Annotated in this window: 20 protein-coding genes; 8 read left to right on the forward strand and 12 right to left on the reverse strand. The window is 64.2% G+C overall.

All coding sequences use genetic code 11. From position 1 onward, the window contains the following. Positions 1 to 19 precede the first annotated feature (19 nt). Together OGV19_RS25230 and OGV19_RS25235 are read right to left on the reverse strand one after the other, a co-directional pair. Entirely contained in the window at positions 20 to 1384 is a 1365-nt protein-coding gene (locus OGV19_RS25230; RefSeq protein WP_264311148.1) for a GTPase/DUF3482 domain-containing protein, read from the reverse strand. Further along, a complete protein-coding gene (locus OGV19_RS25235) occupies positions 1377 to 2768 on the reverse strand; it encodes a DUF2868 domain-containing protein (RefSeq protein ID WP_264311149.1) in 1392 nt (463 codons plus the stop codon). The genes OGV19_RS25230 and OGV19_RS25235 overlap by 8 nt, the downstream gene beginning before the upstream one ends. Positions 2769 to 2822: 54 nt before the next feature. On the opposite strand from OGV19_RS25235, the gene OGV19_RS25240 reads away from it, so the two are divergent. Beyond that, a complete protein-coding gene (locus OGV19_RS25240; protein WP_264311150.1) occupies positions 2823 to 3341 on the forward strand; it encodes a dihydrofolate reductase in 519 nt (172 codons plus the stop codon). Between the two features lie 141 nt (positions 3342 to 3482). On the opposite strand, the gene OGV19_RS25245 is transcribed toward OGV19_RS25240, so the two are convergent. Then, complete coding sequence (locus tag OGV19_RS25245; RefSeq protein WP_264311151.1) at positions 3483 to 4874, reverse strand: L-cystine transporter; 1392 nt, start codon at positions 4872 to 4874, stop codon at positions 3483 to 3485. A gap of 240 nt (positions 4875 to 5114) precedes the next feature. On the opposite strand from OGV19_RS25245, the gene OGV19_RS25250 reads away from it, so the two are divergent. After that, positions 5115 to 6170 carry a phosphorylcholine phosphatase PcpP gene (locus OGV19_RS25250; protein WP_264311152.1) on the forward strand — a complete coding sequence of 352 codons (1056 nt, stop codon included), beginning with the start codon at positions 5115 to 5117 and terminating at the stop codon, positions 6168 to 6170. An 11-nt stretch (positions 6171 to 6181) separates the two neighbouring features. Here OGV19_RS25250 and OGV19_RS25255 read toward each other — a convergent pair whose 3' ends face one another. Next, positions 6182 to 6850, reverse strand: a complete 669-nt coding sequence (locus OGV19_RS25255; RefSeq protein WP_264311153.1) for an FMN-dependent NADH-azoreductase — start codon at positions 6848 to 6850, stop codon at positions 6182 to 6184. A 139-nt stretch (positions 6851 to 6989) separates the two neighbouring features. Between OGV19_RS25255 and OGV19_RS25260 the strand changes: the two genes are divergently transcribed. Beyond that, the gene (locus OGV19_RS25260; protein ID WP_264311154.1) at positions 6990 to 7844 is read left to right on the forward strand and encodes a LysR family transcriptional regulator; all 855 of its coding nucleotides are present in this window, start codon (positions 6990 to 6992) and stop codon (positions 7842 to 7844) included. Positions 7845 to 7912: 68 nt separating this feature from the next. Here OGV19_RS25260 and ilvD read toward each other — a convergent pair whose 3' ends face one another. Beyond that, complete coding sequence (ilvD, locus tag OGV19_RS25265) at positions 7913 to 9754, reverse strand: dihydroxy-acid dehydratase (RefSeq protein WP_264311155.1); 1842 nt, start codon at positions 9752 to 9754, stop codon at positions 7913 to 7915. 479 nt (positions 9755 to 10233) lie between these two features. Between ilvD and mgtE the strand changes: the two genes are divergently transcribed. After that, on the forward strand, positions 10234 to 11289 hold the full coding sequence (gene mgtE, locus OGV19_RS25270) for a magnesium transporter (RefSeq protein ID WP_264311156.1): 1056 nt from the start codon (positions 10234 to 10236) through the stop codon (positions 11287 to 11289). A 121-nt stretch (positions 11290 to 11410) separates the two neighbouring features. On the opposite strand, the gene OGV19_RS25275 is transcribed toward mgtE, so the two are convergent. Then, a complete protein-coding gene (locus OGV19_RS25275; protein ID WP_264311157.1) occupies positions 11411 to 12607 on the reverse strand; it encodes a class I SAM-dependent rRNA methyltransferase in 1197 nt (398 codons plus the stop codon). A gap of 191 nt (positions 12608 to 12798) precedes the next feature. Here OGV19_RS25275 and OGV19_RS25280 point away from each other — a divergent pair, with 191 nt between their 5' ends. Next, a complete protein-coding gene (locus OGV19_RS25280) occupies positions 12799 to 13617 on the forward strand; it encodes an HDOD domain-containing protein (RefSeq protein ID WP_264314003.1) in 819 nt (272 codons plus the stop codon). A gap of 3 nt (positions 13618 to 13620) precedes the next feature. Next, entirely contained in the window at positions 13621 to 14433 is an 813-nt protein-coding gene (mutM, locus tag OGV19_RS25285; protein ID WP_264311158.1) for a bifunctional DNA-formamidopyrimidine glycosylase/DNA-(apurinic or apyrimidinic site) lyase, read from the forward strand. 137 nt (positions 14434 to 14570) lie between these two features. Here the strand turns inward: mutM and OGV19_RS25290 are convergent, their stop codons facing one another. The 5 genes from OGV19_RS25290 to OGV19_RS25310 form a co-directional block, all read right to left on the reverse strand. Next, positions 14571 to 14822, reverse strand: a complete 252-nt coding sequence (locus OGV19_RS25290) for a YfhL family 4Fe-4S dicluster ferredoxin (RefSeq protein ID WP_016502084.1) — start codon at positions 14820 to 14822, stop codon at positions 14571 to 14573. 108 nt (positions 14823 to 14930) lie between these two features. Then, positions 14931 to 15410: a pantetheine-phosphate adenylyltransferase gene (gene coaD, locus OGV19_RS25295; RefSeq protein WP_016489662.1), complete on the reverse strand. Its 480-nt coding sequence runs from the start codon at positions 15408 to 15410 to the stop codon at positions 14931 to 14933. A gap of 111 nt (positions 15411 to 15521) precedes the next feature. Next, positions 15522 to 17120 (reverse strand): GMC family oxidoreductase, encoded by a 1599-nt coding sequence (locus OGV19_RS25300; protein WP_264311159.1) that lies wholly within the window; start codon positions 17118 to 17120, stop codon positions 15522 to 15524. Between the two features lie 20 nt (positions 17121 to 17140). Next, the gene (locus OGV19_RS25305; protein WP_264311160.1) at positions 17141 to 17626 is read right to left on the reverse strand and encodes a twin-arginine translocation pathway signal protein; all 486 of its coding nucleotides are present in this window, start codon (positions 17624 to 17626) and stop codon (positions 17141 to 17143) included. A 10-nt stretch (positions 17627 to 17636) separates the two neighbouring features. Beyond that, positions 17637 to 19067: a coniferyl aldehyde dehydrogenase gene (locus OGV19_RS25310; RefSeq protein ID WP_264311161.1), complete on the reverse strand. Its 1431-nt coding sequence runs from the start codon at positions 19065 to 19067 to the stop codon at positions 17637 to 17639. Between the two features lie 150 nt (positions 19068 to 19217). On the opposite strand from OGV19_RS25310, the gene OGV19_RS25315 reads away from it, so the two are divergent. Further along, entirely contained in the window at positions 19218 to 19883 is a 666-nt protein-coding gene (locus tag OGV19_RS25315) for a TetR/AcrR family transcriptional regulator (RefSeq protein WP_264311162.1), read from the forward strand. A gap of 35 nt (positions 19884 to 19918) precedes the next feature. Then, positions 19919 to 20773, forward strand: a complete 855-nt coding sequence (locus tag OGV19_RS25320; RefSeq protein ID WP_264311163.1) for a sulfurtransferase — start codon at positions 19919 to 19921, stop codon at positions 20771 to 20773. A gap of 12 nt (positions 20774 to 20785) precedes the next feature. Here the strand turns inward: OGV19_RS25320 and OGV19_RS25325 are convergent, their stop codons facing one another. Further along, on the reverse strand, positions 20786 to 21778 hold the full coding sequence (locus tag OGV19_RS25325) for a hydrolase (protein ID WP_264311164.1): 993 nt from the start codon (positions 21776 to 21778) through the stop codon (positions 20786 to 20788). Positions 21779 to 21780 lie beyond the last annotated feature (2 nt).

Genomic DNA, 21780 nt, shown 5'->3' on the forward strand with positions numbered 1-21780 from the left:
TACCAGCCCCTACACAAACTCAAATCTGCAACACCAACGCCTCCAACTGCTCTTGCCGCTCCGCCTGGTTCACCCGCGCCCCCGGGTTTAGCGTCGACCACTGCGGATGCGCCCGGGCCTTGACCAGCGCGTCTGGCAACTTGCCCTCGCGCCAGGCTTTTTCGTCCAGCTCGCCCAGGCGAATGCTGTCTTGCGCGGCATGCCCGCGGTTATCCAGGGCCACCATCAGCTGCTGCTGACGCAGCGCCAAGAGCCGCAACACCGTATCGTCCACAGTCAGCTCACGCTGACCTTTGAGCTTGCCCATCAACCTCGACCCGTAATTGCGTGCCGTCTGCAGCGCGCCGCCCGCGATTGCGCCAGCCAAGGCCGCCGCGCCAAGGGTCAGGCCACCGACCAGCAGATCGACCCCTGCCCCCGCTGCTGCACCCGCCGCCACGCCGCTGCCCAGGCGCACGCCCAGCAGCTTCAAGGTCTCGGGGTTGAACAGGTCATCGCCCCAGCGACCATCCAGCAACGGCAGGTCACTGGCATGGGCGTCTTCGCGGCGGAAGGCATACAGCTTGAGCAACGCCTCCACACAGCGCTGTTCGCGTTGCCGCACATCCTGGCGCAACGCTTCGATGGCCTTGGCTTCTGCGGCGGGTTCGGCCACGACGCTGCGCCGGCAGGCGGCGCAATCGAGCAGCAGTTCGGCGATCAGGCGTTTACCGCTTTGATGGCGAGCCTGGCGTTGCGCCTGCTGGTCGTCGATCAGCCGTTGCAGGGCAGGGCGGGCGTCTTCCAGCAGCAGGGCCAGGCTTTCGTACAGGCGGCGTTCGCCGTCTTCAGGCGGGGCCACGCTGTCAAACCGTACCAAAGCGTGAAGGCCAAGGCGGGCAAGGGCTTCACGCCATTCAGGCTCGCGGTGCTGGCTGCTGGCGACGAAATTGAGCACCGGCAGCAGAGGCTTGCCACAGCTGGCCAGCACTTCGAGCTCGTCGCGGTATTTGGCCAGCACCGGCTCGCGGGCGTCGATGACGTAAAGGCCGGCATTGCTGGCCAGCAACTGGCGCAGCACTTTGGCTTCCTGCTCGAAGCGCTGGCGTGCCTCGCTGCCCTGGAGGAAGCGTGCCAACCGGGCAGGGCCATCCAGGCGCTCGCCTGGGCGTTCGAGCCGTTCGAGATAGTCGAGCAGGGCAATGGCATCTTCCAGGCCGGGGGTGTCGTACAGCTCCAGCAGCGGCTCGCCGTCCACCGACAGGCGTGCGCCTTCCACATGGCGCGTGGTGCTGGGGCGATGGGACACCTCGCCAAAGCTCACGTCGCGGGTCAAGGTGCGCAGCAGCGAGGTCTTGCCGACATTGGTATGGCCGACCACGGCCAGCTTCAGTGGCTCAGTCATGGCCATGCTCCAGCCAGGTCAGGGGCGAGGTGTCGGCGTGGGGCAGGCCGAGGCGGTCCAACGCTTCGTGCCAGTCGCCCAGGCGTTCGGCATCCAGGGCCTCGCCTGGCGCCGCCTGCAGCAGCCAGATACGGGTGGCGCCCGCATTGCGTGCCAGCTCGGCCAGCAGCGCCAGGCTGCCGCGGTCGGGCGAGCGGCGTGGGTCGCAGGCGATGGCCAGACGCGCCGGGGGGAAGCGGCTCAGTTGTTCGAGCAGCCGGTTGCGCGATTCACGGCTATCGAGCACACCGGCATCGGTCACGCTGTTGGGCAGGGCAGGCGGCCAGGGGCGCTGATCGTCCAGCTCCAGGCCGACCAGCAGCGCACCGCTGCTGCCGCTCTCCAACTGGCCGGCTGCGAAGTGGGGCAAGGTGTCGGGCGCGGCGTCCTGCACACCGATGCGCTCGCTGCGTGGCATAAGGCTTTCGCGCAAGGCCGCGTAGCCCGGCAGGCTGAGGTCCAGCGCCAGGCGTGCGCGGCCCTGGCGCCAACGCCACAGGCACAACGCGGCCAATAGCAGGCGGGGCAGCAGGCCATAGACCAGCACCACGCCGAGCAACCAGCTGGCCCAGGCCTGGCGGGCCAGGTCCAGGGCCGGCAGTGTGTCGCCGCTGGCGCGGATCATGTGTTCGTCTGGCACGGCAAAGCCCAGCAGTGAAGGCAGGGCGCCGATCGCCTGGGTCATGTGGATGAACGGCTCGGCGGCGAGCAGGGTGGTTTCCCAGACAAAGCCATAACGCCGGGTGGCCAGCAACGCCAGGAGCATCGCCAACGCGGTCATCATCGCCAGCAGCCACAGCCCGTGCACCAGCACGCCGAGCAACCAGCGATTCAGGCGCTGGCGCTGCAGCAGCACCAGCAGCGCGGGCGCAAGGTGCGCGGCCTTGGCATCGCGGGCAAAGCGTTCGCTCAGCCACAGCCACAGCCGGCCAAGGCCCGCACCCTGCTCGCCGCTGAGGCCGAAGCCTATCGCCCAACCCAGCAGCATCAACAGGTTCAACCCCAACAGGCTGCCCAGCGCCCAGAACACGTTCACCGGGCGTTGGCCGTCCCCCAGCGCCGCCAATGCCAGGCCCGCGCCGCTGAAGGCGGCCATGATCAACAGGGCCAGCAGCGCCAGGCGCGCGCCCTGTTTCCAGTGGCGCAGGGCCGCAGTCATGCCGTCGCGGTCGGCCAGAAACAGCGCGCGCGTTTCGATACGGGCCGCCAGGTCGCCGCCGGCCTGTCGGGCGTGGCGGTTGGCCTCCTGGTCTTCCAGGGGGCCGGCATGTTCCTCGCGCAGGCGTACCGCTTCGGTGAGCCAGCGTTTGTCCAGTGGCGTTGGTCCAGTCACAAGGTCTTCCATTGCACAGGTCAGGGCAGAAGCATAACCCACGGCGGGTTTGCTATCCTCGCTGGCATGACTAGCACACTCCCCCTCAGCCTGATCGCGGCCCTCGCCGAGAACCGCGTGATTGGCATCGACAACTCCATGCCCTGGCACCTGCCGGGGGATTTCAAGTACTTCAAGGCCACGACCCTGGGCAAGCCGATCATCATGGGGCGCAAGACCTGGGACTCGCTGGGCCGGCCTTTGCCGGGGCGGCTGAATATCGTGGTCAGCCGCCAGCCGGGGCTGACGCTTGTCGGTGCCGAGGTGTTCCCCTCGCTGGAGGCGGCGCTGGTGCGGGCCGATCAGTGGGCGCGTGAGCAGGGGGTCGATGAGCTGATGCTGATTGGCGGGGCGCAGCTGTATGGGCAGGCGCTGGAGAAGGGGCTGGTGAGCCGCATGTACCTGACCCGGGTCGAGTTGTCGCCGGAGGGGGATGCATGGTTCCCTGCGTTTGACGAGGGGCAGTGGCAGCGGGTGAGCAGTCAGCCGCAAGCGCCTGAAGGGGCGGGGCCGGTGTATCACTTCGATGTTTGGGACAAGGTTTGAGATTTTTGGGGGCGCTTTGCGCCCCTATCGCGACGCACAGATAACATTGGTCATTGTGGGAGCGCCCATTGTTCAGATTCGGCGCTGGCCTGTGGGAGCGGCCTTGCGCCGCGAAAGGGGCGCAAAGCGCCCCCAGCGATCTCAGCTATGACTCAGCTCTGCATGCTGGTCACCCGCTAACACGTACTTGTCAGTCTCTTTCAACAGCTGGCTGGTCACGACCCCGGCCGTCATCGAGCCATTCACGTTCAACGCCGTACGGCCCATGTCGATCAACGGCTCCACCGAAATCAGCAGCGCCACCAGTTCAACCGGCAAGCCCATGGCCGGCAGCACGATCAGCGCGGCGAAGGTCGCACCACCGCCCACCCCGGCAACCCCGGCCGAGCTCAGGGTGACGATGGCGACCAGGGTCGCGATCCACAGCGGGTCGAAGGTGTCGATCCCCACCGCAGGCGCAACCATCACCGCCAGCATCGCCGGGTACAGGCCCGCGCAACCGTTCTGGCCAATGGTGGTGCCGAACGAGGCGCTGAAGCTGGCAATCGACTGCGGCACACCCAGGCGGCGGGTCTGCGCTTCGATATTCAGCGGGATGCTGGCGGCGCTGGAGCGGCTGGTGAAGGCGAAAGTCAGCACCGGCCACACCTTGCGGAAGAAGCGCAGCGGGCTCACGCCGGTCGCCGCCAGGATGGCGGCATGCACCACGAACATCAGCCCCAGGCCGATGTACGACACCACCACGAAGCTACCCAGTTTGAGGATGTCGTCCAGGTTGGAGCTGGCCACCACTTTGGTCATCAAGGCCAGCACGCCATAGGGGGTGAGCTTCATCACCACGCGTACCAGGCGCATGACCCAGGCTTGCAGGGTGTCGATGGCCGACAGGGCGCGCTCGCCCTTCTCGGCATCGTCCTTGATCAGTTGCAGGGCGGCCAGGCCGACGAACACGGCGAAGATCACCACGCTGATGATCGAGGTCGGCTTGGCCCGCGCCAGGTCGCCCACCGGGTTGCTGGGGATGAACGACAACAGCAGTTGCGGGATGTTGAGGTCGGCGACCTTGCCCGCGTAGTCGCTGTGGATCGCTTGCAGCCGCGCGCTTTCCTGCACGCCGGCCACCAGGCCGTCCGCAGTCAGGCCGAACAGGTTGGTCAGGACGATGCCGATCAACGCGGCGATGGCGGTGGTCAGCAGCAGGGTGCCAATGCTGAGCACGCTGATGCGGCCGAGCGAGGAGGCATTGTGCAAGCGGGCCACGGCGCTGAGGATCGAGGCGAAGATCAGTGGCATGACGATCATCTGCAGCAGGCCGACGTAGCCGTTGCCGACCAGGTCGAGCCAGGCGATGGTGGCCTTCAGGACCGGGTGGCCAGCGCCATAGAGCGTGTGCAGCACCAGGCCGAACACCACGCCCAGCACCAAGCCCAGCAAGACCTTCTTGGCCAGGCTCCAGTCGGTGCGGCGGGTTTGTGCCAGGCCCAGCAGCAGGGCCAGGAATGCCAGCAGGTTAAGAGACAGCGGCAGGTTCATTGAAGCTCCAACAAAAACAGAAGAGGCATCGCCTCTGTGAGCGATTACGAACGGAAATGCTAACAGCCTGAAAACAAACGAATTTATACCCAAATGGAATGTGCTTAGTCGTTTATGGAATAACGACGTGTCGCAAATAGCAATGAACACGGCGTTTCAAGCTGCCTTAACGTCGTTGTCAGGGCTTGCCGGCGCGCAATGTTGGACTAGCGTTTCCCGGTCATTTCAGGAGATTCGCACATGAAGTTCGCTCCGAAAGCGCTCGCCCTCGGCCTGTCCCTGTTGTTCGGTGCCCAAACCTGGGCCACCGAACTCAAGCATTGGCCCGCCGAGGCGGCCAAACAGCTCGACAGCATGATCACCGCCAATGCCAACAAAGGTAACTACGCGGTGTTCGACATGGACAACACCAGTTACCGCTACGACCTTGAAGAGGCCTTGCTGCCGTTCATGGAAAACAAGGGGCTGCTGACCCGCGACAAGCTCGACCCTTCGTTGAAGCTGATTCCGTTCAAGGACACAGCCGAGCACAAGGAAAGCTTGTTCAGTTACTACTACCGCCTGTGCGAAATCGACGACATGGTCTGCTACCCGTGGGTGGCACAGGTGTTCTCGGGCTTTACCCTGAAAGAGCTGAAAGCCCAGGTCGATGCCTTGATGGCCTCCGGCAAGCCCGTGCCCAGCACTTATTTTGAGGGTGACCAGGTCAAGGCCATCGAGGTGCAGCCGCCCAAGGTGTTTGCCGGGCAGGCCGAGCTGTTCAACAAGCTGATGGAAAACGGCATCGAGGTGTATGTCATTTCTGCCGCGTCCGAAGAGCTGGTGCGCATGGTCGCGTCCGACCCCAAGTACGGCTACAACGTCAAACCGCAGAACGTCATTGGCGTCAGCCTGCTGCTCAAGGACCGCGCCAACGGCCAACTGACCACGGCGCGCAAGCAGATCAGCGCCGGCACCTATGACCCCAAGGCCAACGAAGGCCTGGAGCTGACGCCGTACCTGTGGACCCCAGCGACCTGGATGGCAGGCAAGCAGGCGGCGATCCTCACCTACATCGACGAGTGGAAAAGACCGGTGCTGGTGGGCGGCGATACGCCGACCAGTGATGGCTACATGCAGTTCCACGGGGTGGATGTGGGCAAGGGGGGCATCCACCTGTGGATAAACCGCAAGGCCAAATACATGGACCAGCTCAACGGCATGATCGCCAAGCACGCCGCAGCACAGGCCAAGGAAGGGCTGCCGGTGACTGCGGACAAAAACTGGGTGATCGTCACGCCGGAGCAGATCCAGTAACAGCGCGCATGTCAGCCGGTGCGGCCGACAATCAAGGTCCGGGCCTCTTGCTGGTCGATGTTCTGCGCCAGCAAGGTCACGGCTTCAAGGGCGCTCGCACGGATGCTGGCGCCTGCAGGGCCAAGCGTCTGTTCGGCCACGATGCTGTGTACCTGGTTGATACCGACGAAGCGGAACCACGCATCGAGGAAGGGTTTTTCCAGGCCAAATGCCTGGTCGGGGGTTTGTGAGTCGGGGCCATAACCTAGCCCGCGGGTGTAGATGGCGACTGCCCGGCGCCCACCCAGCATGCCGTTCAACCCCTGCTCGTCGAAGGTGAACAAAACCCCTTTGTGCGAAATGGCGTCGATCAGGTGCTTGAGTTTGTAGGGGATGCCGAAATTCCACAGCGGTACGCTGAACAATACCGTGTCGGCCCGGTGGAACCGTTTGGCGAGCGTGCTGATCTGCGCCCATGCAGCGTTTTGCGCGGGCGAAAGCGGGGCATCGACAAGCCCTGCGTACTTGGCCGCGAGCAGGTCGCCATCCACTTCGGGAAGCTCGCATTCCCAAGGGTCCAGGCGGTCAACCTCCACGGCTTTGCGCTCAGCCAGCGCCGCCAGGAACACTTCGGCAATCTGAGCGGAAACCGAGCGCTCGCCTCTCGGTGAGGCGCAAACATACAAGACACGTTCAACCACGGGGCTTCTCCTTGGCAGCATTGAGGGCACGTCCCCTGGCGCTTGAGTGCTCAGGAGGGCAGCGCAAAGTCTGATTCAGGATGCTCTGTTATAGAAATGACGTATGCTCGCTGTATTGAGTGCGATAGGTGATCAATCAGTGTTCGATACAGTCCTTCTGCGCAGTTTGCTTGCCGTTGCCGACAGCGGTGGTTTCACGCGTGCCGCCGAGCGGCTGCACCTTACTCAATCGGCGATCAGCGCTCACATTCGTCGGCTTGAGCGCGAAGCCGGGCACAAATTGCTGGAGCGAACGACCCGCTCGGTGAGCCTGACGCCAGCAGGCGCCCGCTTGGCAGGCTATGCCCGCAGCATCCTGGCGCTGCATGACGATGCCCGCGCCAGCTTGGGCGTGGGCCGGCGGGTTTCTGGCATGGTGTCCGTGGGGTTGAGCGAGGAGATGGTCAAAGCGCCGATCATCGATTGCCTGCGTCGATTCTCGGTGGCGCACCCTGATGCAGAGGTTGTCCTGAACGTCGGCCTGACCGGGGAGCTGCTCGCACTCATGCAAGCGGGTGCGCTGGATATTGTGCTGGGCAGCCGCTGCGGCGGTGATGAACATGGCGAGGTCCTGTGGTCCGAGCCGTTGATCTGGGCGAAAGGGCCGCTTGCGCTGGCCAGCGATGATGCGACCTCAGCCGTACCCTTGGCGGTGTTTTCCGATCAATGCCCGTACCGTGCTGCTGCCATCGAAGCGCTGGCGCGTGCTGGGCGACAGTGGCGCATCGTTTGCCAGAGCCCAAGTGCCGGGGGGCTGATGACCGCCGTCAGCGGTGGGCTTGGGGTGACGCCTGTTACCCGCTCATCTGCCCTGGCTGCGGGCCTGCAGGAAGTGACGGCGTTGCCAGCCCTGCCTCACGCGCAATTCGTGCTGTCCTCGACGGCGAAACCGAAGCGCTCGGCTGCTCTGCTGCTGGCGCAATTGCGCCAATCGGCTTCGAGGGGTGAGCTTTGATCCGGCTTTTATCCACAGGCATAAAAAACCGGCGCACAGGGCGCCGGTTTTGCAAACGCTAGAAAGCCTTACAGCCCTTCAAGCATTGCCTTGTTGCGTACCGCACCTTTGTCGGCACTGGTCGCCAGCAGGGCGTAGGCCTTGAGCGCGGTGGTCACTTTGCGCGGGCGCACTTCGACCGGCTTCCAGCCTTTTTTGTCCTGCTCGATGCGGCGCTCGGCCAGCTCTTCGTCGCTGACCAGCAGGTTGATCGACCGGTTGGGGATGTCGATCAATACCTTGTCGCCGTCGCGCACCAGGCCAATGGCGCCGCCAGCAGCGGCTTCCGGCGAAGCGTGGCCGATCGACAGGCCCGAAGTACCGCCCGAGAAGCGGCCGTCGGTGAGCAGGGCGCAGGCCTTGCCCAGGCCCTTGGACTTGAGGTACGAGGTCGGGTAGAGCATCTCTTGCATGCCTGGGCCGCCCTTCGGGCCTTCGTAACGGATGATGACGATATCACCGGCCTTCACTTCGTCGGCGAGGATGCCGCGCACGGCGCTGTCCTGGCTCTCGAAGATCTTCGCGCTGCCTTCGAACACGTGGATCGACTCATCGACACCGGCGGTTTTCACCACGCAGCCGTCGAGGGCGATGTTGCCGTACAGCACGGCCAGGCCGCCCTCTTGCGAGTAGGCGTGCTCGAAGCTGCGGATGCAGCCGTGTTCACGGTCGTCGTCGAGGGTTTCCCAACGGGTCGACTGGCTGAACGCGGTCTGGGTCGGGATACCTGCCGGGCCGGCCTTGAAGAAGGTGTGCACGGCTTCGTCGTCGGTCTGGGTGATGTCCCACTTGGCGATGGCTTCTTCCATGCTGCGGCTGTGCACGGTCGGCAGGTCGGTGTGCAGCAGGCCGCCACGGGCCAGCGAGCCGAGGATGCTGAAGATGCCGCCGGCGCGGTGGACGTCTTCCATGTGGTACTTCTGGATGTTCGGCGCCACCTTGCACAGCTGCGGCACCGTGCGCGACAGGCGATCGATATCACGCAGGTCGAACGCCACCTCGCCTTCCTGGGCCGCAGCCAGCAGGTGCAGGATGGTGTTGGTCGAGCCGCCCATGGCGATGTCGAGCATCATGGCGTTTTCGAACGCCTTGAAGTTGGCGATGCTGCGCGGCAGGACCGACTCATCGTTCTCGCCGTAGTAGCGCTTGCACAGTTCGACAATGGTGCGGCCAGCCGTGAGGAACAGCTGCTCGCGGTCAGAGTGGGTGGCCAGGGTCGAGCCGTTGCCCGGCAGGGCCAGGCCAAGTGCTTCGGTCAGGCAGTTCATCGAGTTGGCGGTGAACATGCCAGAGCACGAACCGCAGGTTGGGCAGGCGCTGCGCTCGTACTCGGCGACTTTCTCGTCGGAGGCCGAGGAGTCGGCGGCGATGACCATCGCATCGACCAGGTCCAGGCCGTGGCTGGCCAGCTTGGTCTTGCCGGCTTCCATCGGGCCGCCGGAGACGAAGATCACCGGGATGTTCAGGCGCAGGGCGGCCATCAACATGCCGGGGGTGATCTTGTCGCAGTTGGAGATACAGACGATGGCGTCGGCGCAGTGGGCGTTGACCATGTATTCCACGGCGTCGGCGATGATCTCGCGGCTCGGCAGCGAGTACAGCATGCCGTCGTGGCCCATGGCGATGCCGTCATCGACCGCGATGGTGTTGAATTCCTTGGCCACGCCACCGGCGCGCTCGATCTCACGGGCAACCAGTTGGCCCAGGTCCTTCAGGTGCACGTGGCCCGGGACGAACTGGGTGAACGAGTTGGCGATGGCGATGATTGGTTTCTTGAAATCTTCGTCCTTCATCCCGGTGGCGCGCCACAGGGCACGAGCGCCCGCCATGTTGCGGCCTTGGGTGGAAGTCTTGGAACGATAATCAGGCATGAAGCACTCCTGGCGGCTTAATCAGGTCACAAAAAGGGGAGTGAGCTTCTCTTGGTCCTATGCGCCTTAGGCCGGTTGCCACTGGCACGGATGGGGCCGAAGACACCACGGGATCGCCGCGTGCTCGACCAGAGCTCATAAACCCGCCGGGGATGACTGGCGATGAATAGCCCGATTCTACACCGCTGGCGCGGCGAGGGAATGGCGATGTGTCTGGGCGGTGGCGTTGGCCTAATGGCCGGTAGTTTGTAGGACGCTTCCGAAACGTCGTTTCAGGGGCTGACCTGCCAGCCCAAGCTAACTATGATCCGCCCGCCGCATGTGCGGCTTCACGAGATACACCCTCAATGGACCTTCCCAGTTTCAGTTCAAACCGAACTCGCAAATTGGCACTGAGCGCGTCGTCGCCAGGGCTTCCGAAGGCTTGAGCCCGCGTGGCTGAGGTGTGCGGGTGCCTGCGTCGGCGCCTGGAGAACCTCATGCAGCACACTTCCGATACCCTCGTTTCACCTCTCGACCTGCGCCAGGCTGCCCAGGCCCGTCGTGACGACCTGCTTCACCCGCAAGGCTACCGCGAAGGCACGGCCGGTTACCTGATGACCAGCGAATACTCGTGCCTGGATGCCGGCCTCAGCGCAAGCCAGGCCATCGACATGCTGCGCCGCGAGGCTGCCGATGCCGAAACCATCTATCAGTCTTATGTACTCGACGAGCAGCGCAACCTGCGCGGTACGTTGTCCCTGCGTGAGCTGATCCTGGCCGCCCCCGAGGCGCCGATCGAGCAGATCATGGTGCACAAGGTCATCTGCGTTTGCACCACGACCCGCCAGGAAGAAGTGGCCCGCCTGATCCGCGAGCACGACCTGCTGGCCGTGCCGGTGCTGGACGAGGTTGGGCGATTGGTGGGCCTGGTGACGTGCGACGATGCACTGGATGTGGTGGTCGATGAGGCCACCGAGGACTTCCACAAGGGCGCCTCCATCACCAACCACGTGGGCAACCTTAGGGATGCCACCGTCAGCCTGCTGTACCGCAAACGGGTGCTGTGGCTGGTGCTGCTGGTGTTCGGCAACCTGTTCTCGGGGGCTGGCATCGCGGCGTTCGAAGAGACCATTGCCGCGCATATCGTGCTGGTGTTCTTCCTGCCGCTGTTGGTGGACAGCGGTGGCAATGCCGGGGCGCAGTCGGCGACCTTGATGGTGCGAGGCCTGGCGACGGGCGAGGTGGCCATGCGTGACTGGCTGCGGATGCTGGGGCGTGAGTGCGGGGTTGCGCTGGCGCTGGGGGCGACCATGGCGGTGGCGGTGGCATCGCTGGGGGCACTGCGGGGTGGGATGGACATTGCCCTGATCGTGGCAAGCAGCATGCTGGTGATCGTGTTGCTGGGCAGCCTGATCGGCATGAGCCTGCCGTTCATGTTCACCAAGCTCAAGCTCGACCCGGCGACGGCCAGTGGCCCGCTGGTGACCTCGATCGCCGATGCGGCGGGGGTGCTGGTGTATTTCGGGATTGCTTCGTATGTGCTGGATATCTGAGGTGCCGTTTGGGGCTGCTTTGCAGCCCATCGCGGGCAAGCCCGCTCCTACAGGGGTCGGGTACCTGTGTAGGAGCGGCCTTGTGTCGCGATGGGCTGCGCAGCAGCCCCGGCATTCTTAATCAGCTGTTAGGCAGCAACCGGCAGGTAATGCTCTTGATGTAGCGGGTTTCGGCGATGGCCGGGTGCACCGGGTGGTCCGGGCCCTGGCCGCCGCGCTCGAGCAGCTGCAGGTTGCGGTCCAGGTGGCGGGCGCTGGTCAGCAGGATGTTGTTCAGGTCATCCTCGGGCAGGTGCATGGAGCACGAGGCGCTGACCAGAATGCCGTCCTTGTTGAGCATGCGCATGGCCTGTTCGTTGAGGCGACGGTAGGCCGCTTCGCCGTTTTTCAGGTCTTTCTTGCGCTTGATGAACGCGGGTGGGTCGGCAATGATCACGTCAAAGCGCTCTTCGGCGGCCTTCAGCTCACGCAGCGCTTCAAATACGTCGCCTTCGATGCAGGTCAGTTTCTCGCTGATACCGTTGAGCGCGGCATTGCGCTCAACGCCGTCCAGGGCGAAGCCCGACGCATCGACACAGAACACTTCGCTGGCGCCAAATGCGCCGGCCTGCACACCCCAGCCACCGATGTAGCTGAACAGGTCGAGCACGCGCTTGCCTTTGACGTAGGGGGCCAGGCGCGCACGGTTCATGCGGTGGTCATAGAACCAGCCAGTCTTCTGGCCTTCGCGTACCGGGGCTTCAAACTTGACGCCGTTTTCTTCCAGCGGGACCCAGTCCGGCACTTCGCCGTAGACGGTTTCGACGTAGCGCTGCAGGCCTTCGGCATCACGCGCGGCGGAATCGTTCTTGAACAAGATGCCGCTTGGCTTGAGCACCTGGACCAGGGCGGCGATCACGTCGTCCTTGTGCAGCTCCATGGTCGCCGAGGCCAGCTGAACCACGAGGATGTCGAAGAAGCGATCGACCACCAGGCCTGGCAGCAGGTCGGAGTCGCCGTAGACCAGGCGGTAGCACGGCTTGTCGAACAGGCGCTCACGCAGCGACAGGGCGACGTTGAGGCGGTGTACCAGCAGCGATTTGTCCAGCGGCAGCTTGATGTCGCGCGACAGCAGGCGGGCGCAGATCAGGTTGTTCGGGCTCAGTGCCACGATACCCAGCGGCTTGCCGTTGGCGGCTTCGAGAATCGCCTGCTGGCCGGCCTGAAAGCCTTGCAGCGGGGTCGTGGCGACGTCGACTTCATTGCTGTAGACCCACAGGTGGCCGGCGCGCAGGCGGCGGTCGGCATTGGCTTTGAGGCGAAGGCTGGGCAGGGACATGACGTCGCTCCGGGAAAAAAGAGCGGGAGTATACCGTGTTGGCCCTGTGTTCGGGGTCAGGCGCGACAAAGTGCTGGCCAGGCCTAAAGCTAGACGATCCGGTGTTAGAATTCGCTGTCCTCAACGAGTGTGTACGCATGTCCCAAGAACTCAGCGCCGAACAGATCCAGCAAGCCTTGCAAGGCATCACCATCCCGCCGCAACCGCAGATCATGGTCGACCTGCAGTTCGAGCAGTACATGCCTGACCCGGACCTGGAAACCATCGCCAAGCTGATTTCCCAGGACCCAGGCTTGTCCGGCGCGTTGCTCAAACTGGTCAACTCCCCGCATTTTGGCCTTTCCAACAAGATCGGCTCGATCCAGCGCGCGGTGAACCTGTTGGGCAGCCGTTCGATCATCAACCTGATCAACGCCCAGTCGATCAAAGGCGAAATGAGCGACGAAACCATCGTCACCCTGAACCGCTTCTGGGACACCGCGCAGGACGTGGCAATGACCTGCCTGACCCTGGCCAAGCGTACCGGGATGCAGTTGGCCGACGAGGCGTACACCCTTGGCTTGTTCCATGATTGTGGCGTGCCGCTGATGCTCAAGCGCTTCCCCAACTACATGGACGTGCTGGAAGAAGCTTATGCCAAGGCCGACGGCGAAACGCGGGTGGTTGATACGGAAAACCGTGCGTTCAATACCAACCACTCGGTGGTGGGCTATTTCACCGCCAAGTCCTGGCGCCTGCCCGAGCACCTGACGGGGGCCATCGCCAACCACCACAACGCCTTGGCCGTGTTCCGCGACGAGTCTTCACGCAATACCCAGAGCCAGTTGAAGAACCTGCTGGCGGTGCTGAAGATGGCCGAGCACATCTGCGCGTCCTACCGTGTGTTGGGCAGCCAGAGTGTCGACCACGAATGGGAAGTGGTGGGGCCACTGGTGCTCGACTACATTGGCTTGTCGGACTACGACTTCGAAAACCTCAAACAGAACATCCGAGAGCTGGGCGGGCACTGACACATGCCGGAACTACCCGAAGTAGAAACCACCCGGCGGGGTATCGCACCCCATCTGGTAGGCCAGCGGGTCAGCCGCGTGGTGGTGCGTGACCGGCGCCTGCGCTGGCCAATCCCCGAAGACCTGGATGTGCGGTTGTCGGGGCAGCGTATCGTTAGCGTCGAGCGGCGCGCCAAGTACCTGTTGATCAATGCCGAGGTCGGCACCTTGATCAGCCACCTGGGCATGTCGGGTAACTTGCGCCTGGTCGAATTGGGCCTGCCGGCGGCCAAGCACGAGCACGTCGATATCGAGCTGGAATCGGGGCTGATGCTGCGCTACACCGACCCGCGCCGTTTCGGCGCCATGCTCTGGAGCCTCGACCCGCTCAACCACGAGTTATTGCTGCGTCTGGGGCCAGAACCGTTGACCGACCTGTTTGATGGCGACCGCCTGTTTCAGCTGTCGCGCGGGCGCTCGATGGCGGTCAAACCGTTCATCATGGATAACGCGATAGTGGTGGGGGTGGGTAACATCTACGCCACCGAAGCATTGTTTGCTGCCGGGATTGACCCACGCCGGGAGGCGGGCGGTATTTCGCGGGCGCGGTACCTGAAGCTGGCCATCGAGATCAAACGGGTGCTGGCGGCGGCCATCGAGCAGGGCGGCACGACCTTGCGCGACTTCATTGGCGGGGATGGGCAGCCGGGGTACTTCCAGCAGGAGTTGTTCGTCTACGGGCGGGGTGGGATGCCGTGCAAGCTGTGTGGCACGCCCTTGCGCGAGGTGAAGCTTGGCCAGCGGGCAAGCGTGTTCTGCCCGCGCTGCCAGCGCTGAATCTGGGGCCGTTTGGCGGCCCATTCGCGGGGCAAGCCCGCTCCCACAGGATCTAGCAGGCTCTAGACAGCTTACAAGCGGCCCAATCTGTGGGAGCGGGCTTGCCCCGCGAACAAGGGCGCAGCCCTTGCAATTATTCAGTCCTTGCCAGTAATCCGACGGTATTTGGCCATCAGCTGTTCTTCGCTTTCCGGGTGCGCTTCATCCAGTGGGATGCAGTCGACCGGGCAGACCTGCTGGCACTGCGGCTCGTCGTAGTGGCCCACGCACTGGGTGCACAGGTTAGGGTCGATCACGTAGATCTCTTCGCCTTGGGAGATGGCCTCGTTCGGGCACTCGGGTTCGCAGACGTCGCAGTTGATGCAATCGTCGGTGATGATCAGGGACATGGGGACTCCGGCCGGGGCTCACCGCCCGGGCATGTTCAACGCTGTGGGCACAATTGTGCCGCATTCGCGCCCGCAGTGCACGCGGGCGCGATAATCAGGCGTGCAGGCTTACTTCTTGAACCGTTCGGTCAGCGCCTCTGCCACCACGGGGTGGACGAATTTGCTGATATCGCCGCCCAAGGCGGCGATTTCCCGGACCAACGTCGAGGAAATGAACGAATAGCGCTCCGACGGCGTCAGGAACAGGCTCTCGACATCGGGGGCCAGTTGCCGGTTCATGTTCGCCAGCTGGAACTCGTACTCGAAGTCGGAGACCGCGCGCAGGCCACGCAGGAAGACGTTGGCGCCCTGTTCCTTGGCAAAGTGCGCCAAAAGGGAAGAGAAGCCGATGACTTCGACATTGGGCAGGTGCTTGGTGACCTCACGCGCCAGCGCCACCCGTTGTTCCAGCGGGAACAGGGGGTTTTTCTTGGGGCTGGCCGCCACTGCGATAATCACATGGTCGAACAGCCGCGAGGCGCGCTCGACCAAGTCGCCATGGCCTTTGGTAATGGGGTCGAAAGTACCCGGGTACAACACTCGGTTCATCGCGTCATCCTGGCTGGAGTGCGTTGGGGAGTCGGATGGTAGCGCAGCGATAGCGCCCGGCCAAGTCGTGCGGCCGGCTGATGGCACTATAGACAGTGGGTGCATTCGTTGTCATGCGTTGTGTGCCAGGCGGGCAATCAGGGCATCGGTGAGCTTGGCGCTGATGGCGTACACCGACAATTGCGGGTTGGCGCCGATGCTGGTGGGGAACAGCGAGCCGTCGTGAATCGACAGGTTTGCCAGCTGGTGATGCTGGCCCAGGCTGTTGCACACCGCCTGTCGTGGGTCTTCGCCCAGGGCGCAGCCCCCCATCACGTGGGCGCTGCCCAGGCGCGTGCGGAATAGCGCCAGGGGCAGCTCGTCGATCATCGTCAGGGCTTCGCTCAGGTTGTTGGCGTAGCGGGCATCGCCATGCACCGGCAAGACCCGCTCGGCCCCGGCGGCGAACTGGATCTGCGCCATGCTGCGGTAGGCGCGGCGCAAACCGTCGCGCAGGTAGTCATTGACCGGGTAATCCAGCACGGGTGAGCCATCGCCCCGCAGCTCGACCGCGCCACCCTGGCTTTCAGGGTGGAAGCCATCGCGCAGCAACGCCAGCATCACGTGGGTATGCGGCAGCTCGGCCATGTGCTGGGCATTCTCGTTGCCGTAGCCACCCAACAGGGTGCTGGCCAGGGCGGGGTGCAGGGGCGGCACTTCAAGCTTGTAACCGATTGGGCCGTCGGTACCGCCGAGCCATTGGAAGTGGTCGCTGTAGATGGACTGCGGGGCACCGTAGTAGGGGTCGATGCGCGTGTTGAAACGTGCCGCGCTGAAGTTGACCAGGTGCAGGAAGGTGCGTTTGCCCAGGCGAGCGTGCGGGTCGGGGGCGTTGGAACGCAGCAACAGGGCAGGGCTGTTGATACCGCCCCCGGCGAGAATGTAGTGGCGGGCGCGCACGCTGATCTGCCTGCCGGTGGGGTGTATGCCTTGGGCGTCCAGGGCCGTGCACTGCAACTGGGCGATCCGCTCGCCGTTGTGCTCGAAGCGCATCGCACGCGCCAGGTAGAGCAGCTCGCCGCCCTGGTCGAGGGTGGCCGGAATGCTGGTCACCAGCATCGATTGCTTGGCGTTGACAGGGCAGCCCATGCCGCAATAACCAAGGTTCCGACAATCGCGCACGTTGCGCGGTATCACCGCCCAACGATAGCCGAGCTGTTCGCAGCCACGGCGCAGCACCTCGTTGTTGGCGTTGGGCGGCAAGGCCCAAGGGCTGATGCCCAGCTGCTGTTCGATGCGCTCGAACCAAGGGCGTAGCGCATCGGTGTCCAAGCCGGTGACCCGGTGCTCCTTGGCCCAATGGGCCAGGGTCTGTGGCGGCGTGCGAAAGCTCGAGGTCCAGTTGACCAGCGTGGTACCGCCCACGGCGCGGCCCTGCAGGATGGTGATGGCGCCATCCTTGCTCATCCGCCCCAGGCCCTCCTGGTAGAGGCTGGCGTAGGCCTCGCTTTCCAGCAGGTGGAAGTCGCTGCTGGTCTTCAGGGGGCCTTCTTCGATCAGCAGTACTTTGAACCCGGCGGCGCTGAGCAACTGGGCACTGGTGGCGCCGCCGGCACCGCTGCCGATCACGGCGATATCGGCCTGCAGGGTCAGGTCTTGCGCCAGGCGCGAGCCATCGTGGGTGATCCAGCCGCGTTCGAGGCCTTGGCGAAATGGGTCGATTACAGGCATTGGCGATGCTCTTGTTGTCGTCAGATCTTCGGTGGCCCTGGGTAGCCGCAGGCGGCCCAGGCTTCCGGGCGTTCATACCAGGCCATCTGCAGCAGTTGCAGCAACGAGGCGTGCCCCATGCGCAGCAGGTTCATCGAACTGTCCTGCCAGCGCTGCAGAAACGCGCTGATCTGCTCGCTGCTGGCCTGCTGCCAGGCGCCCCAGATGCCGGTCAGCGGGCCCCGAGTCAGTGGCAGGCTGAGCACGTCGAACAGTTGCCGGGTGAGTTTGAGCATTTCTGGCGACAACGCCGCCAGCTTGTGATCGAGGCTGTGCAGCACCAGCGCATCGACGGCCTGGGTGCCGGCAAGCACCACTGGGATCAGCGCACTCAACAGTGGCAGGTCGTCATTGCGCAACGCCTGGTAGCCGGGCGCGGCCGACTGTGCCGTGCAGCCGACGAGGCTGGTGGTGGCGAGGAAGGCGCTGGCGCCCAGGCTGAAGCGGAGCAAGTCGCGGCGCTGCATGGGCCTGGGCTCAGCGGATGAACAGCTTGTAGACCAGGCGCTGCAAGGCCTTGCCGTACGGTGGGTAGATCAGGCGTGCGGCGTTCAGGCGCTGTTTGGCCAGCACGGCCTTGGCTTTGCTGAAGGTCAGAAAACCCTCGTGGCCGTGGTAGTGGCCCATGCCGGAAGGCCCGATGCCGCCAAAGGGCAGGTCGTCCTGTGCGACATGCAGCAGGGTGTCGTTCAGGCACACACCGCCGCAATGGCTGTGACGCAGCACGTGTTCCTGCTCTGCGCGGTCGTAGCCGAAGTAGTAAAGGGCCAGTGGGCGAGGGCGCTGGTTGATGTAGGCCAATGCCTGGTCGAGGCTGTCGTAGGGCACCAGCGGCAGCAGCGGGCCGAAGATTTCGTCCTGCATCACCTGCATCTGGTCGTTCACGTCCAGCAGCAGGTGAGGGGGCAGGCGTCGGCCTTGGCGTGGCTCGCCTGGGTACAGGTCGAGCACCTGGGCGCCTCGGTCGCGGGCGTCGTCCAGCAGGTGCTGCAGGCGCTGCAACTGCCGCGGGTTGATGATGGCGGTGTAGTCGGGGTTGTCGGCGATACGCGGGAACATGCGGTGAACGGCGGACTGGTAAGCGTCACTGAAGGCCCCCAGCCGCTCGCGCGGCACCAGTACGTAGTCGGGGGCAACGCAGGTCTGGCCGGCGTTCAGGGTCTTGCCGAAGGCGATACGTTCGGCTGCGCTGTGCAGAGGCACACTGGCCGAGACGATGGCCGGGGATTTGCCGCCCAGCTCCAGGGTGACCGGGGTCAGGTTGTGCGCTGCGGCCAGCATGACCTGGCGGCCCACGCTGGTTGCCCCGGTGAACAGCAGATGGTCGAACGGCAGGCGGGCAAAGGCCTGGCCAACCTCGACCTCACCCAGCACCACGCTGACCAGGTCCTCAGGGAACACCCGCTCCAGCAACTGTTTGAGCACCTGGGCGCTGGCGGGCGTTGCTTCGCTGAGCTTGAGCATGACCCGGTTGCCTGCCGCCAGGGCACAGGTTAGCGGGCCGATGGCGAGCAACAGCGGGTAGTTCCACGGCACGATGATGCCGACCACGCCCAATGGCTGATAGCGCACCTGCGCGCTGGCGGGCTGGAAGGCCAGGCCGACGCGGCGCCGGCTGGCGCGCATCCAGCGTTGCACGTGCTTTTCGGCGTGGCGCAGGCCCTGAACGGAGGGCAGCAGTTCCGCCAGCAGGGTCTCATCGGCGCTGCGCCCGTCAAAGTCCTGGTCGATGGCTTCTATGAGCCGCGCCTGGTCCGCCAGCAATGCCTCGCGCAGGCTCTTCAGCCACTGTCTGCGCTGGGCGGCCGGGGGCGCGGGATTGCCAGCAAATGCCAGGCGTTGGGCGGCGAACCTCGCCGTCAGGTCGAGGTCGCAATGCACAGGAGACACGTCAACGGGCGAGGTCATATCGGCTCGAATCCGGGCAGGGAATCCCTAGAGCCTATACTCTAATCCGAACGATCGTGCGAATTTTTCCGTGGCGTCGAGCGGTGCATTCCACACCAGATACGCCGTAAGATGACCCTTTGACCAAGGCCCGCAAACTGGGAGCTGAGCATGGCCCCGCGCATGAAGACCCGAGAGCGCATCGTGCAGAACAGCCTGGAGCTGTTCAACCAGCAGGGCGAGCGTAGCGTCAGTACCAACCACATTGCCGCGCACATGGAAATCTCGCCCGGCAACCTGTATTACCACTTCCCCAACAAGCAGGCGATCATCGCCCTGTTGTTCAGCCAGTACGAAGAACTGGTGGACAGCTTCTTGCGCCCGCCTCAAGGGCGCTGCGCAACCGTGGAAGACAAACGTTTTTACCTCAAGGCCCTGCTCGCGGCGATGTGGAACTACCGCTTTCTGCACCGCGACCTGGAGCACCTGCTGGACAGCGACCCCGAGCTGGCCGCCCGTTACCGGCGGTTTTCCGAGCGCTGCCTGCGTCAGGGCCAGGCGATTTACCGTGGCTTCGTCGACGCTGGGATCCTGGCCATGGCGCCGGCGCAGATCGAATCGCTGACCATCAACGCCTGGATCGTGCTGACGTCATGGGTGCGTTTTCTCAGCACCACGCGTGAGCATTCCGCGCACCTGGGTGAAGAAGCCTTCAAGCGCGGCGTCTATCAGGTACTGGTGCTGGAGCTCGGCTTCGTCACCGCAGGCGCGCGCAGTGCCGTGGACGCGCTGTGTCAGGAATTTCATGTACCGTTCAATCAGGCCCTGGAACTGTAAACCAGGGTACGAGTGCTATCGATCAGGAGATTGTCATGCCCCTTGCGCAATTGATCACCCCGCAACAGCTGGCCGAGCGTCTGGACTCGCCCGACCTGGTGATTCTCGACTGCCGCTTTGCCCTTGAGGATGTGGATTATGGCCAGCGCAGCTATGCCGATGGGCATATTGCCGGGGCGCACTTCGCTGACCTGGAGCGCGACCTCAGTGGCCCGGTCAGCAAGGGACGTACCGGGCGCCACCCTTTGCCCGATGCGGGGCGGCTGGTCGAGCGCCTGCGTGAGTGGGGCCTGGACAATGACAGCGACGTGGTGCTTTACGACGATGGCCCTGGCGCCTTTGCTGCCCGTGCCTGGTGGTTGCTGGCCTGGCTGGGCAAGCGCAGTGGCGTATCGATTCTCGATGGCGGGCTCAAGGCATGGCATGCAGCGCACCTGCCGCTGAGCCTGGACCCGCCGCCCCGCCGCGAGGGCACTTTCAGCGGTGAGCCGGACGCTAAGCTACTGATTGATGCCGAACACCTGGCCAAGCACCTGGGCGATGCTGAACTGACGTTGATCGATGCCCGGGCCTTGCCGCGTTTTCGTGGCGAAGTCGAGCCGATCGACCCGGTCGCCGGGCATATTCCTGGCGCACAGTGCGCGGCGTTCACCGATAACCTGGGTGCCGACGGGCGTTTTCTGCCGGCCGACGCACTCAAGCAACGGTTCGCCGAAAAGCTGGCCGGGCGCTCGCCGGAGCAGTTGGTGGCCTATTGTGGGTCGGGCGTGACCGCTTGCCACAATCTGTTTGCCCTGGCACTGGCGGGCTATCCGCTGGGGCGTTTGTATGCCGGGTCGTGGAGCGAGTGGATCAATAACCCAGCGCATGGGGTGGCTACCGGGGATTGATCCGGGCCGCTGCTAAAGGCCTTCTAGCAGCCACTGCGGAATCCGCCGTTCCAGGTAATACCCCGGATTGCGCAGGCTGCCATCGACAAAGCCCACATGGCCACCGCGGTTGTGCAATTCAAACTGCGTCTGCGCTGCCAGTTCACTGGCCAAGGGCACGCTGTGGCTGGAGACGAAGGGGTCATCGCTGGCATGGATGATTAATGTCGGCGTGCGGTTTTCGCCCAGGAAGTAGCGGCTTGATGAGCGGCGGTAGTAATCGTGCGCATCGTTGAAACCGTTGAGCGGCGCGGTGACCTTGCCGTCGAAGTCCCAGAAGGTGCGCAGCCTGGTCAGCGGCCCCAGCCGTTCGAGTGCCGCCAGCCGCTCATGCTCACCCTTGTCATGGAAGTGACGCTGCTTGAGCTGCACATAGGCCAGCATCTCGCGCATGAAATGCGCCTGGTAGACCTTCGAAAACCCCTGGCCGATACGGTCGGCACACTGGTCCAGGCGGAACGGCACCGACACCGCGACCGCAGCTTCCAGCTGGCTGGCCGAGCCGCTTTCGCCCAGGTACTTGAGCAACACATTGCCACCCAGCGAATAACCCACTGCGTAAAGCGGCGCCAATGGGCGCTGGGCGCGCAGGTGCGCGACGATTTCGGCCAGGTCCTCGCTGGCACCGGAGTGGTAGCTGCGCGGCAGCAGGTTCGGCTCGCCCGAACAACCGCGCCAATTCACCGCCACACTGGCCCAGCCGCGTCCTTGCAAGGCTTGCTGCAGGCCTTTGACGTAGGGCGAGTGGGAGGAACCGGTCAGCCCATGCAGTACCAGCACCAGCGGTGCATCCGGTTGGTGCGGGCCGTGCCAGTCGAGGTCGATGAAATCGCCATCGGCCAGCCATAGCCGCTCGCGGTCGCGCTGCAGTTCAGGCAACTTGCGCCAGAGTGGGCCCCACAAGGTTTGAAGATGGGGGTTGGACAGGCCGACGGCCGGGCGGAAAGTGGCAGTGAGACTGGGCATGC

The organism is Pseudomonas putida, assembly GCF_025905425.1.
Lineage (GTDB): Bacteria > Pseudomonadota > Gammaproteobacteria > Pseudomonadales > Pseudomonadaceae > Aquipseudomonas > Aquipseudomonas putida_AF.